The 17563-nt window shown below is 67.8% G+C and carries 14 protein-coding genes; 6 read left to right on the top strand and 8 right to left on the bottom strand.

All coding sequences use genetic code 11. The annotated features are described in order from the left end of the window. From VE172_RS03730 to VE172_RS03720, 3 genes are all read right to left on the bottom strand, one after another. Positions 1–564, bottom strand: a 564-nt coding sequence (locus VE172_RS03730; protein ID WP_324797350.1) for a S8 family peptidase, incomplete at its 3' end; no start/stop codon positions are given. A 126-nt stretch (positions 565–690) separates the two neighbouring features. Further along, the gene (locus VE172_RS03725) at positions 691–2460 is read right to left on the bottom strand and encodes a hypothetical protein (protein WP_324797347.1); all 1770 of its coding nucleotides are present in this window, start codon (positions 2458–2460) and stop codon (positions 691–693) included. After that, complete coding sequence (locus tag VE172_RS03720; RefSeq protein ID WP_324797344.1) at positions 2457–2936, bottom strand: hypothetical protein; 480 nt, start codon at positions 2934–2936, stop codon at positions 2457–2459. The genes VE172_RS03725 and VE172_RS03720 overlap by 4 nt, the downstream gene beginning before the upstream one ends. 546 nt (positions 2937–3482) lie before the next feature. Here VE172_RS03720 and VE172_RS03715 point away from each other — a divergent pair. The 5 genes from VE172_RS03715 (at position 3483) to VE172_RS03695 (ending at position 11754) form a co-directional block, all read left to right on the top strand. Beyond that, positions 3483–4934 carry an SDR family NAD(P)-dependent oxidoreductase gene (locus tag VE172_RS03715; RefSeq protein WP_414715059.1) on the top strand — a complete coding sequence of 484 codons (1452 nt, stop codon included), beginning with the start codon at positions 3483–3485 and terminating at the stop codon, positions 4932–4934. A gap of 43 nt (positions 4935–4977) precedes the next feature. Further along, the gene (locus VE172_RS03710; protein ID WP_324797339.1) at positions 4978–6939 is read left to right on the top strand and encodes a hypothetical protein; all 1962 of its coding nucleotides are present in this window, start codon (positions 4978–4980) and stop codon (positions 6937–6939) included. Beyond that, on the top strand, positions 6936–8927 hold the full coding sequence (locus tag VE172_RS03705) for a glycosyltransferase (RefSeq protein ID WP_324797336.1): 1992 nt from the start codon (positions 6936–6938) through the stop codon (positions 8925–8927). The genes VE172_RS03710 and VE172_RS03705 overlap by 4 nt, the downstream gene beginning before the upstream one ends. 136 nt (positions 8928–9063) lie before the next feature. Further along, positions 9064–9663, top strand: a complete 600-nt coding sequence (locus tag VE172_RS03700) for a hypothetical protein (protein ID WP_324797334.1) — start codon at positions 9064–9066, stop codon at positions 9661–9663. Between the two features lie 18 nt (positions 9664–9681). Beyond that, complete coding sequence (locus VE172_RS03695) at positions 9682–11754, top strand: PIG-L family deacetylase (RefSeq protein ID WP_324797332.1); 2073 nt, start codon at positions 9682–9684, stop codon at positions 11752–11754. Between the two features lie 87 nt (positions 11755–11841). Here the strand turns inward: VE172_RS03695 and VE172_RS03690 are convergent, their stop codons facing one another. From VE172_RS03690 to VE172_RS03670, 5 genes are all read right to left on the bottom strand, one after another. Beyond that, positions 11842–12036, bottom strand: a complete 195-nt coding sequence (locus VE172_RS03690) for a hypothetical protein (protein ID WP_324797330.1) — start codon at positions 12034–12036, stop codon at positions 11842–11844. A gap of 197 nt (positions 12037–12233) precedes the next feature. After that, positions 12234–13643 (bottom strand): UDP-glucose dehydrogenase family protein, encoded by a 1410-nt coding sequence (locus tag VE172_RS03685; protein ID WP_324797328.1) that lies wholly within the window; start codon positions 13641–13643, stop codon positions 12234–12236. A 42-nt stretch (positions 13644–13685) separates the two neighbouring features. Then, the gene (locus VE172_RS03680; protein ID WP_349258242.1) at positions 13686–14504 is read right to left on the bottom strand and encodes an ABC transporter permease; all 819 of its coding nucleotides are present in this window, start codon (positions 14502–14504) and stop codon (positions 13686–13688) included. 31 nt (positions 14505–14535) lie between these two features. Next, positions 14536–15594 carry an iron-containing alcohol dehydrogenase family protein gene (locus tag VE172_RS03675; RefSeq protein ID WP_324797323.1) on the bottom strand — a complete coding sequence of 353 codons (1059 nt, stop codon included), beginning with the start codon at positions 15592–15594 and terminating at the stop codon, positions 14536–14538. Further along, positions 15582–16310 carry a phosphocholine cytidylyltransferase family protein gene (locus VE172_RS03670; protein ID WP_324797321.1) on the bottom strand — a complete coding sequence of 243 codons (729 nt, stop codon included), beginning with the start codon at positions 16308–16310 and terminating at the stop codon, positions 15582–15584. The genes VE172_RS03675 and VE172_RS03670 overlap by 13 nt, the downstream gene beginning before the upstream one ends. Positions 16311–16537: 227 nt before the next feature. Between VE172_RS03670 and VE172_RS03665 the strand changes: the two genes are divergently transcribed. Continuing rightward, entirely contained in the window at positions 16538–17515 is a 978-nt protein-coding gene (locus VE172_RS03665; RefSeq protein ID WP_324797319.1) for a helix-turn-helix transcriptional regulator, read from the top strand. Positions 17516–17563: the final 48 nt, after the last annotated feature.

The raw sequence follows: 17563 nt of genomic DNA, 5'->3' as shown, positions 1-17563 counted from the left end.
TCCAATGCCAGGTCCAAAGTCGGATACATCGTTTCCCGCAGAAGCAACGACAGCCACTCCTTTATCGGTGGCGTACTTAACTGCATCAGGAGATGGGGTAGCTCCCAAGCTAATCGAGATTATGTCAACGCCCTTGTCTGTCAGCCATTTGATCCCATCCGCGACTCCGTCACTGCCGGTCCTGCCGGTGCAGTGTATGTCGCAGTCGATGCCGTAGGAGATGAGCTTTGCCTTGGGCGCGATGCCCATAACTCCCTGGGCATGCCCTTTGCCGTGGCCGTGTGCGACCAAAATGGAGGCCATACCGGTGCCGTGGCCATCAGAGTCGTGCAAACCGCTGTCCTTGGAATCGCCGAAGTCCGCGCCCGCCTTGATATTGCCCTTAAGGTCAGAGTGAGTCGCGTCCACTCCACCATCGATGAGTCCAATGGTGACTCCGGCTCCCTGTGACAGCGTGTGGGCCTTGTTGATTCGAAGGGAATCGAGATACCACTGTTTGTCCCGTGTCGCGTCCGCATACGCCGCGGACGGTGACACAGCTACGAATATCGCAGCGGCGAACAAAGCGATGACGCTAGCGACAAGCCGACGAACCATGGCACCTACTCCAAAACAGTGACGTACGACCAAAAGCGGTGATCATTGCCAGGATGAACACATCGTCAGGGAGACACTCATCGCGGTGTCTGTTTATTGGGGCCAGTTGGTCGTGTCGGCCTGCGACCGCCGGTCGCTGAATGAGGTCGGCCCAGGATCATGGGCTTCCTCAATCGACTCCTCATCCGCGTCAGCGCGTGAGGTGATGACACCGGGACCAGGATCGTGGCCAACGTCAAGGATGGGACGACGCTGACCGATAATCCCGGGGACCGTAGCGGGGCTGGTCCACAGGGATTCCGGTTCCGGGTTGTCCACCTCGGGTGCGGGGTGGTCGAGCTGGCCCGGGTGGGTGATGCCGTTTCCGATGACCGGGCGCGACAGACCATCGGATTGAGCTTGGAGCTTCGCGCGGCGGGCACGGCGCTCAGCGATCGCCTTTTTCGCCCATTGGCGCTCAGCCGAGATTGGCTCCGGGCGCTTGGCGAAGACCTTTCCGCCCGCGCCGTGCTCGAGCTTCTTGGCGACCAGCGGTGTCCGCGAGAATGCCCTGGTGAATCGGCCGGGTTTGGCGCCGATCACTCGGGATGAATAACCGCGCGTGGTGTTGTCCATCGGTTCGACATCGGCCGCGGCAGGGCGGCCGGTTGCCTTCACGCCGCGAATCACCGGGCGAAGCGCACGCGATGTCGCCCTGGTCTGAGCTTCTTCCTCCACGGCCGGTGTCGACTTGGGCACTGCGCGACGGCCCATGACCTCGCCCGATTTACGGGGTAGTCCCGTGCGGTCTTGTGGCTCCATTTGGGATTTGACCAGACCACGACCCGCTCGGCCAAAGCGGCCATTGAGGTTCTCGTTCTCCTCGGGGAGGCCGCCGCGGGCGGTGCGCGCTATTCGACTGGTCGCGTTGGAGCGGCTCGGCAGGCCGGGGGTGCGGGAGGTTGGACCGAGGCGGCCGGGTACCGGGCGCTCGGTCATCGAGTTGATGCTTGGCTTGATAACCGGGGGTGCCGGTGTCTTGCCCAGCGGCGGGACTCCGCCCACCGGCAGTCCAGTGGGAGGCAAGGGCATCCCGCCACCGGGCGTCGGCGTAGGCATGGGGCTTGGGCCGGGCGACGTCACTGGAGCGGTAATGCCACTTTGCAGCAGAGGATTGTGGGCTCCGGCGGCGTTGCCGCCGTATGAGGTCGCCGTCAAACCGGCGGTGTCCGTGGCGTTGGAGCCGCCGTCGCCATGTTTGCCCCAGTGTTTCTCCGTACCGGGCCAAGGCGTCCAACCTGGATCGTTTGGCACCGGCAACGGCTTATACGGCGGCGGTGGCGCGATCGCAGGGCCCACGTGGGGCGCATAGTCCGGAATCGCGGACTGCATGAGGTTGCGCGCCTTGGTGTCGTAGTGCTGGCGGATCGCGTGGTTGTCCGGTTCGGTGGGAGTGCCGCCGTTTTCGAGGAGGTACTTGGAGGGGTTACCCGCGTACTTGACCAGCTCGTGGTCGTACTTGTCGGAGGCGTCGCCTTTTGCCGCCTTGTACTCCTTGTAGAGCTTGCCCACGTGATCCTTGTTGTGTTGGGCGATACCGGCCATCTCGCTCCAGGCCGCCGACTTTCGGGTCGAGAGCTCATGCGCGTCGTTCAGGACGTTCCTGGTCTTGTGGATTTCGTCCAAGAACGGCTTGGCGGCCTTTGAGTCAAGCTTGCCCTCAATCGTCTTGATGTGCCTGTCGAGGTTTTCCTTCAGAGTCTTGAAGACGTCGGCCGCGTTCGCGAAGCCCTGGGCCTGGTCGCCCATGGCCTCGGGTTGGTACGTGGAGACGATCTCGTGAAGGTCGTGGATCGTGAGGCCGTCGTACTCGCCGCCGTTCATCCTTCGATTCCTCCCCGCTCGATTGCGCTGCTCGCCGTGCTGACCGATTCGTCATGGGCGCTGTCAATCACGGACTTGACGCCATCCAATCCCGCCGCGTTAATGCCGTCCTCGCTCCCGTAGGCATTGACCAAGCGTTGGGTGATGTAACCGAGGTTGCGCATGCCCACCTCAACCGCCTTGAGAAGCTGGGCGGTTTCTCCCATGGTGCGTTCCTGACTGGTGGCGACGTTGTGCAGGTAATGCTCCCTGGGATCGGCACCGATCGGTTGCACTGCCTCGTATTTGCCACCGGGATTGGTCAACTGCTTCTGCACCTTCCCCGCGTGATCCCCGAGATGGTCCGCCTCGGCGATCAGGGCCTTGGCGAAGCTCCGCACATCAGTCACATCGACGTTGACTCCCTTGTAGTCGATGTTTGACGTTGGGGCGCCCGAGGTACGGGCGGTGCTGGCGTGCCGGTGTGGGTGTCCCATGCGCGTGGTCCTTGGCGTGACGAAGTTCCCGTTGTGGGCTCAAAAGCACCATAACAATGGGGTGCAACACCTTCAAGCGGTGACGGGGCGATGACCAGGGGGGAGTGTCGCGGCGGGGTGGGGTGGCGGGCGGGTCTCACGCTGGGTGACGGGGGTGGCGGGCGTTGGCACTGGTCATCGCGGGGCGCGTGGAGCGCGTGTACGCAGAGTTACCGGTGGGGCGACGTCAAAGTGTTATGTAAGATTTCGGCGCCGATTAACCAGGGTCATTAAAACGCGGACGGGTTTGACCGTATCGGCCGTTTGGTTCGAGATTGCTCACAGGTGTGCAGTGTTTCTGGCGGGTTGCTCCGCTGTTTGGGTAGTTTCGCGGGGGGCGTCCGAAGTGTCTTTGGGGGAATGCATCCGAACCTTCATGCCATGCGTGTAATGGGTGAGCCCGTTCACGCCGCGTTCACGTGTGGCGGGCCCGCCCTAGGTTGTACGACAAGTGAACCCCTCTACCCACGAAGGAACCCCAGTCTGCTCATGGGTCACATCGCCGCTATGTCCAATGCCGCCTCGGCGCGTCCGCGCACCGTTGGCGTGATTCTGGCCGGGGGGACCGGGGAGCGGATGGGGTTGTCGGTGCCCAAGCAGTTGTTGAAGGTCGCCGGGAAGCCGATCATCGAGCACACCCTGGCCGTGTTTCAGGCCAGCGAGGTGATCGATGAGATTTACGTGATGATGACGCCGGGGTTTGTGCGGGACGTGGAGAAGATCGTCGCCAATCAGGCGTTCGGTAAGGTGCGGGCCGTGCTCGAGGGGGGCGGGACGCGGGCGGACACCACGATGCGGGCGATCGAGGCTTTGGGGGATCGGGATTGCAACATCTTGTTGCACGATGCCGTGCGGCCGTTGGTGGATCAGCGGATCCTGCGCGATTGCGTGGCGGCGTTGGACAGGTATGAGGCCATCGACGTGGCGATTCCGTCGGCCGACACCCTGATCACCGTGGATACGACGGACGACGAGGTGATCTCGACGATTCCCGAGCGCTCGCGGTTTCGGCGGGGGCAGACGCCGCAGGGGTTTCGGTTGGGGTTGTTGCGGCGGGCGTACGAGCTGGCGGCGGCCGATCCCGCGTTCACGACCACGGACGATTGCGGCGTGGTGCGGCGGTACATGCCGGAGGTGCCGATTCATGTGGTGGCGGGTACCGAGCACAACATGAAGGTGACGCATCCGATCGATGTGTATCTTGTGGACCGTTTGTTCCAGTTGGCGTCGCGGGTGCCGCCGCGGGCGGGGACCGAGGGGCATGACTTCGCGGCTCTGGCGGGCAAGACCCTGGTGGTGTTCGGGGGGAGCTACGGGATCGGGGAGGCGATCGTGGGGCTGGCGGCGCGGCACGGCGCCAATGTGGCCAGCTTCAGCCGGTCGACGACCGGGACCCATGTGGAGGACGCCGACGCCGTGGGGCGGGCGCTGGCCGAGGTGTACGCGGAGCATGGGCGCATCGACTACGTGGTGAACACCGCCGGGCAGCTCCATAAGGGGCGGTTGGACGAGTTCGGGCCGGGCGTGATCGACGAGGCGCTGCGGGTGAACTTCCTGGCGCCGGTGAACGTGGCGCGGCTGAGCCTGCCGTACCTGCGGGACACCGGCGGGGCCTTGTTGTTGTACACGTCGAGTTCGTACACCCGGGGGCGGGCGGGGTACAGCATGTACTCGTCGACGAAGGCCGCCGTGGTGAATCTGACGCAGGCGCTGGCGGACGAGTGGGCCGCCGACGGGGTGCGGGTGAACTGCGTGAACCCGGAGCGCACCGCGACTCCCATGCGCACCAAGGCTTTCGGGCAGGAGGCGCCGGATACGCTCTTGACGGCGGATTCGGTGGCACACACCTCTTTGGATGTTTTGGTGTCCACCTTGACCGGTCAGATCATCGACGTGCGGCGCGGGGAGACCGAGCCGAGCCTGGAGGAGCTGGCCGATACCGAGAGCCGGAGCGAGTGAGAACATGGCCGCGCAGTCGATTACCACCATCCTGTGGCGCAGCATGAAGAGGAACCGGGTGGTGTCGGCTGCCGTCATGGTGACGTTGGTGGCGGCGCACCTGGTGTTGGTGGCCGCGGCGTTGGCGGCGGCACCCGTGGCGTTCGGGGTGGCGCTGATGGCGGCGTACGTGGCGGAGTACTTCGCGGTGCGGCGGGCCGAGACGATCCTGCTGCACGCGGGGTCGGTGGGGGCCGGGCAGTCGCAGCGGTTCATCGTGCGGGACCTGTTGGCCGTGGTGTTGTTGCTGCGCTTGGACGTCCCGACGGCGACGGTGGTCACCGTCTCGCTGGGGCTGTTCGCCACGCATTTCCTGCGGCTGTTGATCACCGCCGAGCAGACGTATGTCCGCAAGTGCCGCCGGCTCCAGGTGTTGACGCGCAATGTGGACCTTTCGGCGCTGCGGATTCCCAACGCGCCCAATCCCCTGCTGTTTCGGGGCGGGCAGCGGCGGCTGCTGCACCTGACGGTGCCGATCGCGCTGGGGGCCGTGGGCGCGGCGTTGACGCACGACGCGCTTGTCGCGATCGCCGGGGTGGCGGTGTCGGGGGCGGTGGCGCTGTTCATGGCGGGCGGGCTGTTGTGGCACGCGGTGCGGTCGAGGCACCTGAGCGACAAGGATTTCGCGAACTCGGTGGTGTTCGGGGAGCTGCGCGAGTACCGGCCCGAGGTGGTGCTGTATTACAGCCTCGATCCGAAGCTGGGCAACAACGCCTACCAGGTGGACATGTGGGTTCCGGCGCTGGAGCGGATGGGGCGGCGCTTCATGATCCTGGTGCGGGAGCGGGCGCACATCGAGCGGATCGGGCGCACCACGGCGCCGGTGGTGTGTCTGACCGGCGGTTCCGAGGTGATGAACCTGGACGTCCCGAGCCTGAAGGTGGCGCTGTACGTCGGCAACACCGGCAAGAACATCCACCTGTTGCGCCACACCGAGATGTCGCACGTGTTCATCGGGCACGGCGACAGCGACAAGGCGGCCAGCGCCAACCCGTTCTGCAAGGCCTACGACCGGGTGTTCGTTGCGGGCCGGGCGGCGCGGGATCGGTTCCACGCGGCCAATTCCGGGGTGGCGGACGAGAACATGATCGAGGTGGGGCGCCCCCAGCTGGACAAGGTGCGCACCCGACGCCCGCGGCCGTCCCGACTGTTCACGGTGCTGTACGCGCCGACCTGGGAGGGCTGGACGGACGACACCGACGTCACCTCGGTGACGGAGATGGGCCCGGCGATCGTGGAGCACCTGCTGTCGCTGCCGTTCGACCTGCGGGTCGTCTACAAGCCGCATCCGTTGACGGGGGTGCGCAGCCCGGCCACGCGCGAGGCGCACGCCGAGATCATGCGGTTGTTGAAGGAGGACAACGATTCCAAGCCGGCCACAGCGCGGGAGTTGTCCGATTGCGAGGAGCTGAAGCGCCGCCGCGACGCCCTGCCCGCCGAGTACGCCGAGCTGACCGCGAAGCCGCCGCGCACCGACTCCACGCACCGCGCCCGCGACAATCGGCTCACCGATCAGGCCCAGATCGATCGCCTGGACGCCATGGAGACCGAGATCGCGCGGATGTTCTGGGGCATTCACCCGCGCGTCAACCACCGCACCGTGCTGGGTGCCACGCCGCATCTGTACGACTGCTTCAACGAGTCCGACATGATGATCTCGGATGTGTCCAGTGTGGTCAGCGACTTCATCATCAGCCAGAAGCCTTACGTCATTTGCAATCCATCGGACCTGCCCGCCGATGAGTTCACCGGCCAGGTGACGGCCGCCGCCGGCGCCTACCTGCTCGGTTCGTCCACTCAGGGCCTGGAGGAGATCGTGAAGCAGGTGCACGACAACGACGCCGACGCCATGAGCGAGAAGCGCCTGAAGAACATGCGGTATCTGCTGGGGGACGAGCCGCGCGGTTCGCAGGAGCTGTTCACCGGCGCCATCGCCCGCCTGGCCACAAAGGACGACCGACGATGAGGATCGCGTTCCTGTCCAACGGGGTGTTCGGCATCGGGGGCGGGATTCGCGCGACGGTGACGCTGGCCAACGCGCTGGCCGCCGCCGGCCACGAGGTGGAGCTGTATTCCCTGGAGCGCACCTGGAACCGCCCGAAGTTCGACATCGATCCGGGCATCGGCATATTTTCGCTTTACGATCGGCGGGCGGACGACGAGGTGGCCCGCTCCGGCGAGCCGCGCGCCGAGCTGTCCGCCGCCGACGCCGCGCTGGCGCAGCGGGAGTCCACTCTGCACGTCGACGATCCGCCGCAGGATCTCGCGCTGGCCAATCAGCTCACGATCGCGCGAGTCGCGGAGCTGTGCGAGGCGCGCGGCCCCGACGTCCTGATCAGCACCAAGCCGTGGATGCACGCGGTGGCGGTGGCCGCGGCCGGCGAGCGGACCGTGACCGTGGCGCACGCGCACACGCCGCTGTCCAGCTACCACCCCGACGACCGCGCCATGGCGCTGCGCGAGATCGCGGCGATGGACGCGGTGGTTCCCGTCTCGCGGGCCGACGCGGCGGACTACGAGGCCGCGCTGGCGGGCGCCACTCCGGTCACGGCGATCCCCAATGCCGTGCCCGCCACCGGACTTCCGCCGTCCAAGCAGGACTCGTCGATCCTGATGGCCGCGGGGCGGCTCGTCGAGCTCAAGCAGTACCACCTGCTGATCGACGCCTTCGCCCGCGTCGCCGACCGCCATCCGGACTGGCGGCTGCGGCTGTACGGCGACGGACCCGAGAAGCGGCGGCTGCGCTCCGCCATCATGGACGCCGGGCTCCACGACCGGGTGTGGTTGATGGGCAGGCATTCCCGGCTGGACGCCGAGTGGCCGAAGGCGTCCATCGCGGCGGTCACCTCGTCCTTCGAGGCTTTCGGCCTCACCATTGTGGAGGCCATGCGCGCCGGGGTGCCGGTGGTGAGCTTCGACTGCGACTCCGGGCCCCGCGAGATCATCGACTCACGAGCCAACGGCGTCCTGGTGCCGCCGGACGACGTGGACGCCATGGCCGCCGAGCTGTCGCGGCTGATGGACTCCGGAGACGCCCGCCGCAAGCTCGCGGTCCAGGCGATGGCCGACGCCGCCGCCTTCGGTCCCGAAAGCATTGCCGCCCAACATCTCGACGTCTACGCCCGGCTGGTCGACTCCAAGCCCGGAAGAAGGGAGCGGCGCTTCCAGCGGTTCTCGCGGCGCGCCCAGCCGCCGCTGCCGTCGGGCGTCACCGAGCACCGCCCCGCTGAAGCGGCGGCCCGCGTCGACGTCACGGCCACGGCCACCCGGCTCAACCTGCGGGTGGCCGCCGAGCGCGATCCCGGCCCGGTTCGCCTGGTGCATCAGGAGACCGGCAAGACCGTCGAGGCGCCCACCCACCCCGCGGACGGCGGTTTCCGCGCGGCGCTGCGGCTGGAGCCCAAGCACCCGCAGGGCGCCTGGGAGGTGCGTGTCGGCGCCGGGCGGGTGCGCGCGGGCGACCTCGACGCCCGGGCCCTGCTCGACCCGGATCCCGCCGCCGACACGCACGCCATCCCGTACGTGGACGCCGACGACCTGCTGGCCGTGCGGCACTGGGCGACCGGCAAGCTGGCCGAGCTGGAGGCCTTGCGCCTCACCGACACCACGGTCGAGTTGACCGTCGGCGGCGGCCACGCCGCGATGGTGCTGCGGCTGCGCAAGGACCGCGCCAAGCGGCTGGACGTGGCCGCCGCCGACGGGCGCTTCACGATCCCCCGCGAGTGGCTCACCTCGCACCGCGCCGCCTCCCCGGATCTGTGGGACGCGTGGGTGGTCGACGGCGAGCGGGAGCTTCGGGTAGCGAAGGTCCGCGACGATGTTCCGTTCAAGAAGAAGACCCTCGTCTATCCACACGCGACGGTCGCCGAATCGCGGCGCGGACCGGTCATTGTCCGCCCGTATTTCACCGACTCGAATATGTTTTCGCTCCGAATAGAGGATCTGCCTTTCTGATGCCCGACATACCATTGATGGGGGTCTCGGAATGGCTCACCATGCGCATGCACCACAATACATTCGGTCAGGAATGGTTGGGGCAGCGTGATACGCTGTGCCGGCTCACACCTCACCCCTCACGGTTGGAGACACGGTGAATACCAGGCGTCTTGTCGCCCTCGTCGGCTGCGCCCTGCTGACGGGCGCGCTGGCCACTGCCTGCGGTCCGGACAACGCCACCGGCGGCAAGGACCCCGGCGGCGCCGACTCGACCTCCCCCGCCGTGTCGAACTCCAAGACCCTGCTCAAGCCCGACTTCGACGCACCCTCCGGGTTCACCAAGGACCCGAGCATGAAGCCCCTGGTCCCCTTCAGCGACAAGTACGAGTCCACGTTTTACCAGCAGGACGGGGTGAAGACCGGCGAGATCGTGTTCGTCGTGTCCTACCTGCTGGACGAGAAGGTCGGCGTGGACCTCAAGGACCAGGAGGCCGTGGTCAAGAAGTTCGACGAGGAAATGTCGAACACCGACGGCGGCATTCCGGACGCGGCCTTGGTCAATGAGGAAAGAGGTGTGGTGCGGCGCGCCGCCTTCAAGGACCCGGATGACAAGAAGAAGGTCATCCACCAGGACAATACTTTCCTTTTCGACGGATACCGCATGATCCAGATCGGGTGCCAGTGGGAAAAGGATTACAAGTCGAGCGAAAAGGCCTCGATTCAGGTCATCAATTCCCTCACCTTCAAAAGGTAACCCGTAAAGGACGAATCAATGCGGCGGAGGGTGTTGTTCGGTTCCGCGGCCGGTGCGGTGGGAGTGGCGATCATTCCCGTGTGGATGATCGCGGCGTCCCAGGGGGACGATCCCGATTCCGGCGATCGGCGCTATGAACCGTCCGATATCGACATGCACATCGTCGCGCATCCCGACGACGATCTGTACTTCATCAACCCCGAGGTGCACCTGGCGCTGAAGAGCGGCCGCAAGGTGGTGGCGGTGTACATCACCGGCGGGGAGTACAACGGCCGCAACGGTCCCGACGCCGAGCAGGCCGACTACTCCGGCTACGTCGCCGCCCGCTACGTGGGGCTGCGCTCGGCGTACGCCAAGATGGCCGTCAACGACCGCGACGCCAAGTGGAAGCGCAGCGTCCTGAAGTTCTCCAACGGCATCCGCGCCGAACGGGCCACATTGGACAAGGCGCCGAACGTCGAGATGATCTTCCTGGGCTTGTGGGAGGACAGCTCCCGTCAGCCGGGCTCCCAGGGTAAGCGGCTCAACGACCTGTGGACGGGCGCCACCTCCGAGCACCACACCCTGGTGCCCACCGATTCGCCGCTGCAGGACTCCTACCGCTACAGCCGCGCCAAGCTGCTGGACAACCTGGTGGAGCTGATGGCCACCGTCCGCCCCGGCGTGGTGCGCACCCTCGACCCGGACCCCGACCCGATCAAGCACGGCGTCAACGCTCCACAATGGGCCGATCAGGACGGCTACTCCGACCACATCGACCACACCGCCGCGGGCCTGTTCGTCAACGAGGCGATCAACCGGTGGCGGGACGCCAAGTCCGCGCCCGCGGCCGTCATCAACGAGGCCTACCGCGGCTACTACAACCGCCGCTGGCCCAAGAACCTCAGCGGCAAGGCCGTGGGCGACAAGGGAACCTTCCTCGACATCTACGCCTGGGTCGACGACTACAAGTGCGGCGCGTCCACCGGCTGCGGCGATCGCAACATCGGCGCCGAGCCCATCGGCACCCACGACTACGGCAAGAGCACCTACACCCGCTACATGGGCAACGCCTCGTGGCTGCGCTCCAATGCGGACGGACGGCTCTTCGCCTCCACCACCCACGCCTCCGGCACCGCGCAGTGGATGGACGGCTCACGCGGCGACTCCGGCTGGACCCGCTCGCTGACCCCCCACGACGCCCTGCTGCTGCCGAGCTCCAGTCTCGCGACCGCGGGCGCCGACGTGTGGTGGGAGTTCGCCGTGTCGGCCAAGTACGCCGCCAAGCCCTCCGACCACCGCCGCAACCTGCTGGCGCGCAGCTTCGCCTTCGGTGGCGCCCAGGGCGACGCCTGGCACGACCTGGGCAACCCCGAGGAAGACGCCGAGCGCGGCCGCCTGCTGGGCACCCCCGCGGCGGCCGGGCTGCCCGACGGGCGGGTGTTCGTGGCGGTGCGCAACTTCCACCGCAAGCTCTCGCTGCGCATCCAGCGCCCGGACGGCAGCTGGGACGACTGGCAGAAGCTGCCCGGCGGCGACGTGATCCAGGACGGCATCTGCGCGGTCGGCCTGGCCGACGGCTCGGCCGACATCTTCGGCTGCGCCGAGGAGGGATTCGCGCACTGGCGCCACACCGTCGACGGCGGGTGGACCTACGAGCTGCTCAAGGGGGGCGGCCCCGTGGCCACCCCCACCGTCGTGGTGCTGGGCAGGGACAGGCTGGCATTGATCGGCCGCCACGCCGAGAACGCCAACGTCATCGCGCGGCTGCGCGACAAGGGCGAGTGGACGGCCGAGGCCGACCTGGGCGGGCACGGCGGCTTCGGCCCGGTCGCGGCGGCCGCGCCGTCCGATTGGGACGGACGCATCGCGCTGGCCGCCCGCAACGACCGCGGGACGGTCTCGCTGGCGGTGCTGGGCGCCGGCGGCGAGAAGCTCACCAAGACCTGGCGCGACACCGGCCCGCTGATGCAGCGCGCTCCCGGCCTGGCCGTGGACGGCTCGGGCCGCCTGGCCGTGGCGGTTCTCGGCAAGGACGGCGACCTGCACGTGGCCCGCCAGACCGACCCCGGCGTCGGCCTGCCCACGGCGTGGAAGGCCGCCAAGGCATAGGCCCCCGCGCCCGGCATGGACGCGGAGATCCCTTGCGGCGTCAGTGTTTCAGCGGCGGCGGGCCGATGCGGCCCAGATACCTGGTCTTCACCTGGCGCGGTGGGTGTGCCGCACGATCGCCAGCACCGCGTTGACCTCCCTCAGGAACTCCCCGCCGCTCAGGTGCCGCCGGGTCCCCGGTTTCACCCGCACCCTCCAGGTGCGCAGCCCGACGGTCTCGATCCGCACCACCTTGTGGGACGACTCCGCGAGGCTGCGCGGCTCGTGCGGCTCGGTCTCCATGCGACGCCGTCGTCGAGCCCCGTCTGGCTGAACGCCACGTCGGAGTTGTCATTGGCGTGCTCCGATGGCGGCCGGGACAGGGTTCCGCCCTTGGCCTCCGCCGGTGATCCGTCATAGCGTCCGCGCGCGACGTGGTTCCACAGTTGAGACTCGTCGGTATGTTATGCCCGAAACCGACTACCATTCCGGGTCATTGCTCAACGTCCCATTCCGCGGTATGTCCAGCCCGCGTTCTTCCACAGTTGAGGGTCGAGGGCGTTGCGGCCGTCGAGGATGCGCGGCTGCGCCACCAGCTCGCCCAGCGCGGCCGGGTCGAGGTGCCGGAACTCCTCCCACTCGGTGAGCAGGCACAGCAGCTCGGCGCCCTCCACGGCCTCGGAAAGGTTGTGGGCGTAGCGAAGTTCGGGATAGCGGGCGCGGGCGTTGTCCAGGCCCATCGGGTCGTAGATCGTGACGGTGGCGCCCTCGGAGCGCATCCGGCGGGCGATGTCCAGGGCGGGCGAGTCGCGGATGTCGTCGGTGTCGGGCTTGAAGGTGGCGCCCAGGACGGTGATGTTCACGCCGGACAGCTCGGGCCCGTTGGGGCCGTTCTCGCGGCCGGTGAGCTCGGCGGCCAACCGCACCACCTTGGTGCGGCGCGACAGGTTGATGTCCTCGATCTCCGACAGGAAGCGCAGCGATTCGCCGACGCCGAGCTCGCGGCCGCGGGCGGCCAGGGCGCGCAGGTCCTTGGGCAGGCAGCCGCCGCCGAAGCCGATGCCCGCGCGCAGGAAGCGGTGGCCGATGCGGGCGTCGTAGCCCATGGCGCGGGCCAGGTCGGTGACGTCGCCGCCGGCCACGTCGCACAGGTCGGCCATCGCGTTGATGAACGAGATCTTGGTGGACAGGAAGGCGTTGGAGGCCACCTTGACCAGCTCGGCGGTGGCGAAGTCGGTGATCACCAGGGGAACCTCGCGGTCCTCCATGGCGGCCAGCTCGAACACTCCCTTGTGGGCGGCCTGCAGCAGCTCCGAGGCCCAGTCGCTCTGGGCGGCCAGCACCACGCGGTTGGGGCGCAGCACGTCGTCCACCGCGTTGGCCTCCTGGAGGAACTCCGGGCTCCACGCCACCTCGACCTGGACGTCGGTGTCGGACAGCTTGTCGATCAGCTGCTGCACCCACGCCGCGGTGCCCACCGGGACGGTGGACTTGCCCACCACGATGCAGCGCCGCTTCAACAGCGGGGCCAGGGTGGTCACCGCCGATTCCATGTACGACAGGTCGGCGGAGTCGGAGTTGGGGCGCGAGGGCGTGCCGACGCACAGGAAGTGGACGTCGCCGAAGGCGGCCACCTCGGCGGGATCGGCGGTGAAGCGCAGGCGTCCGTTGTCGACGTTCTTGCGCACCAGCGTGTCCAGACCCCGTTCGTAGAACGGCATCTCGCCTGCGGCGAACTTCTCGATCCGTCCGGCGTCGACGTCGTAGCCCAGCACCTCGTAGCCCAGCTCGGCGTAGCAGGCGGCGTAGGTGCCGCCCAGCGGTCCCACCCCGATGAAGGTCAGGCGGGGACGCGCCGCCCCCGAGGTGAGGATCGACTCGGACTCGTTGGGAAGGTTCGCGCTACGCATTTAGATATACCAATCTGTCGAATGTAGCGATCGAGGAAGGGCTCACAGTTCTTTCAGGACCGACGGCTCAAGACGATAGAACACCCAGCGGCCCAGGAAGAGGACCACGACGCTGATGGCCGCGCTGGTGACCACCATCTTCCAGTTCAGCAGGTTCAGGCCGGGGATCCACGCCTCGTGGTGCAGCTGCATGATGCCCACGTAGGGGTTGATCTGGTACACGGCCTTGACCCAGTTGGGCATGCTCTGCGCGTGCAACACCCGGTACAGCGGGTAGATCGTGGGGATCGAGTAGAACAGGATCCGGGTGGCCAGCCGCATGAAGCGCTGCACGTCCCGGTACAGGACGTTGAGCGACGCCAGGATGAAGGAGATCCCGGTCAGCAGGGTGGCCTGGATGATGACGGCCAGCGGCAGGAACACCAGGTGCCAGCCGAAGGTGCCGCCGCCGAAGATCGCGAACACCACGATGATCGGGATGCCCGCGAGGAACTCCGCGAACCGCGCGAACACCCGCGCCACCGGGAACACCTCGCGCGGCACCCGCATCGTGGTAATCAGGCTCGTCTGCGAGGTCAGGCTCGACGTGGACTCGCTCATAGCCGAGCTGGCCCACATCCAGGCGAAGATGCCCGTCACCACGTAAAGGCCGTAGGAGACGTCGTGCGGGACCCCGGCCCGGGTGGAGCCGCCGTACACCACGCCGAAGATGAACCAGTAGATCGCCGCCATCCCCATGGGTTCCAAAAGGGACCAGAAGTAGCCCATCACGGTCTTCTGGTACTTGACGGCCAGATCGCGCTGGACGAGCACCCTCAGGGTCTGGCGATGCCGCCACAGTCCGGTGATACCGATGTTGATGGGGACGCCGCGCCGCTTTGTCGCGGCGACTTTAGATGTCGAGCTCATTGATGTATTCCGTAATCCTGTCACGCAAGGCGGGAACATCCAGGGACAAATGCTCCAAGATCGTGTATCTGCCGGGCCGGGTCCGGGGCGCGTACGCCACCGCCTCGGCGAATTGATCAACCGTAAGACCAATGTCGGAAGGCACCCTCGGCAGGTGGTGCCGTTTCAGGGCCGACGCCATCTCGCCGAACAGCCGGGTGTCGCCGCGCAGATGGGTGGCGAACAGCGCGCCCATCGCCACCTGCTCGCCGTGGGTGGCGGCGTCGCGGTGCCGCTCCTGGAGGGCGTGGGCGATCTCGTGGCACGCGCCCGAACTGGGCAGCGAGGTGCCGGCCACCGCCATCGCGGTGCCCGACAGCACCAGGGCGTTGGCCAGGGTGGTGAGGAAGTCGTCGTCGCCGATGTCGCCGATGTGCCGCAGCACCGCCTCGGCCCCGGCGCGCGACAGCCCGATGGCCAGCCCGTCGATCGGCTCGCCGGTGGCGGAGTGGCTCAGCGCCCAGTCCGCGGTGGCGCACAGGTTGGACAGCGCGTCGCCGACGCCGGAGCGCAGCTGCCGCGCCGGGGCGCGCCGCACGAAGTCCAGGTCGACGATGACGGCGATCGGGATGTGCGCCCCGTACGAGATGGAGTGGCCGTCGCGGTCGAGGGACGCCACGGGCGAGGCGATGCCGTCGTTGGCCAGGCTCGTGCCCACCGAGACCATCGGCAGGCCGCGCAGGAACGACGCGTACTTCACGGTGTCGATCACCCGGCCGCCGCCGATGCCGATCACGGCGTCGAAGTTGCGGGTCTTGAGCTTGTCGGCCAGCTCCATGGCGTCGGCGTGGGTGCCCGCGGTGATGGTGAGGATCTCGGCGCGGCGCAGGCCCTGCCGGGCCTGCTCGGCGGCCAGCTTGCCGACGCCGGGACCCACCACGACGGCGACCTCGCCGCCGGAGGAGATGCGCCGGTCGGCCAACAGCTCGCCGAGGTGGGAGACCGCTCCCGCGTGCACCTCGACGGCCAGCGGCGTCGAAACGGTGCGCGCTAGCAGCGGCATGCGACCTCCCGGGCGGTGGCCCAGTCGGCGTGATCGTCCACCTCTACCCACTCCACGGTCCCGATCGGTACGGAGTGGACGTGGGGTCCGGCGTCCGCCAGCAGCTGGAAGGCGTCCTCATAGTACAGATTGGGATCGTTGCGCCAGGTGCGTTCCAGCGCCTCGGTGAGCGCGGCGGTGACGTCGGCGCCCAAACGGGACACCCCGATGTACTCGCCGTAGGCGGTGTCCACCGGCATCTGCTTGGTCACCCGCTTCACCACGCCGCCGGAGTCGACGCGCACCTTCATGGCCTCGTCGGTGAGGGTCTTGACCGCGTCGGTGGCCAGCAGGACGCCGGAGTCCTCGGCGGCCAGCAGGGTCTTCTCGACCGACCCGGGGTGCACGGTGTCGCCGTTGACCAGCAGGGCGCCCTCGGCGTAGAAGTCGCGGGCGTTCCACAGCGAGTAGGCGTTGTTCCAGTCGACGCGGTCGTTGTGGATCAGCCGGATGTCGACGCCGTAGCGGCGCTTCAGGTCCTCGTGCCGCCGCTCGATCGCCTCGGAGGCGAAACCCACCACGATCGCGATCTCCCCGGCACCGGCGGCGACCAGATTGCGCAGCGCGATGTCGAGGATGGTGGTGTCGCCGTCGACCGGCAGCAGGGTCTTGGGCAGTCTGTCGGTATCCGGCCTCAGCCGCTGTCCCTGACCCGCGGCCAGCACCACTCCACGCACGTCCACACTCCCTGGATAGTCATCTCGCGCGGGAACGACCTCTCACCGCGCTTGCTTCGCCCTTCACGCCGTGCCCGGGGACCTGCCGTCCCGGCACGTAAAGGCGCCAGGCCATGTTACCGTCCAGCGCTCGGGCCATCATCCTTGCGCCACCGCGATCACACCTCGCGTCCAACTCATCGACACCTTTATATGCATTGCGCCACAAGACAGGGCAAGATGTGGCTATGCCAACCCCCCGGCGACCCCTGTTGGACGGCGTCGGGCTCAGCGAGCCCGCCGAACGCCTGTACCGCGCGATCCTGGCCGACCCGAGGGCGGACCGCGACGCGCTGGCCGAGCGCGTCGGCGTCGACCGCGGCGAGATCGACGCGCTGGCGGGCTGCCTCACCGAGCTCGGCCTGGCAGACGCCGACGGCGACCAGCTGCGGCCCGTCGACCCCCGCATCGGCGTCACGGTCCTGTTGCGCCGCAGGCAGGAGGGCATCGAGCGCGCCGTGGCGGCCGTGACCGACCTGACCCGCGATTTCACCGACGGCCAGACCCGCATCGGCGCCTCGCCGCTGACGGAGCTGATCGAGGGCCGCCACCAGCTGGGGACCACGGTCCGCGCCCTCATCACCTCGGCGGTCTCCGAGGTGGCGGTGTTGGACACCCCGCCGTACGCGGCGGCCAACACCATCGAGCACGCCGAGCAGTCCAGCCTGGAAAGCGGGGTCACCAACCGGGCGATCTACGCCGCCGAGGTACTGGAGATGCCCGAGCTGTACGACAACATCCGCAAGATGACCGCCGCGGGCGAGCAGGCGCGGGTGCTGCCCGAGGTGCCGCTGAAGCTGCTGGTGGTGGACGGTTCCCGGGCGCTTTTGCCCATCAGCACCAAGACCGACGCGGCCGAAAGCGCCGTCCTGGTCCACCCCTCCGCCCTGGCCACCGCCCTGTCGGCGCTGTTCGAGACCTTGTGGCACAACGCCCTTCCGCTTTTCGACGGCGCCAACGACGTGGGCGGACCGCTGGACGCCTCGGAGCGGGAGCTGTTGGGAATGCTGGCCTCGGGCGTCAAGGACGAGGCGATCGCCCGCCGGCTGGGCCTCAGCAACCGCACGGTGAGCCGCCGTGTCAACCGCCTCCTGGAGCGCCTCGGCGCCGCCAACCGCTTCCAGGCCGGTCTCCAGGCCTCGCGGCGGGGTTGGCTTGACAATTAAGTGAACCGCGCGCCGGGGTGGCTTTCGTCTCCTCGGCGCGCGGTTTCC

This window comes from Stackebrandtia sp. (assembly GCF_035643755.1).
In the GTDB taxonomy this organism is placed as follows: domain Bacteria; phylum Actinomycetota; class Actinomycetes; order Mycobacteriales; family Micromonosporaceae; genus Stackebrandtia.
This window is presented reverse-complemented; position numbering and strand designations above follow the sequence as displayed.

Bases quoted from the DNA above. Each gene is read 5' to 3' on its own strand.
- VE172_RS03725 (WP_324797347.1), bottom strand. From the start codon at position 2,460: ATGAACGGCGGCGAGTACGACGGCCTCACGATCCACGACCTTCACGAG.
- VE172_RS03720 (WP_324797344.1), bottom strand. From the start codon at position 2,936: ATGGGACACCCACACCGGCACGCCAGCACCGCCCGTACCTCGGGCGCC.
- VE172_RS03715 (WP_414715059.1), top strand. From the start codon at position 3,483: ATGTCCAATGCCGCCTCGGCGCGTCCGCGCACCGTTGGCGTGATTCTG.
- VE172_RS03710 (WP_324797339.1), top strand. From the start codon at position 4,978: ATGAAGAGGAACCGGGTGGTGTCGGCTGCCGTCATGGTGACGTTGGTG.
- VE172_RS03705 (WP_324797336.1), top strand. From the start codon at position 6,936: ATGAGGATCGCGTTCCTGTCCAACGGGGTGTTCGGCATCGGGGGCGGG.
- VE172_RS03695 (WP_324797332.1), top strand. From the start codon at position 9,682: ATGCGGCGGAGGGTGTTGTTCGGTTCCGCGGCCGGTGCGGTGGGAGTG.
- VE172_RS03690 (WP_324797330.1), bottom strand. From the start codon at position 12,036: ATGGAGACCGAGCCGCACGAGCCGCGCAGCCTCGCGGAGTCGTCCCAC.
- VE172_RS03685 (WP_324797328.1), bottom strand. From the start codon at position 13,643: ATGCGTAGCGCGAACCTTCCCAACGAGTCCGAGTCGATCCTCACCTCG.
- VE172_RS03675 (WP_324797323.1), bottom strand. From the start codon at position 15,594: ATGCCGCTGCTAGCGCGCACCGTTTCGACGCCGCTGGCCGTCGAGGTG.
- VE172_RS03665 (WP_324797319.1), top strand. From the start codon at position 16,538: ATGCCAACCCCCCGGCGACCCCTGTTGGACGGCGTCGGGCTCAGCGAG.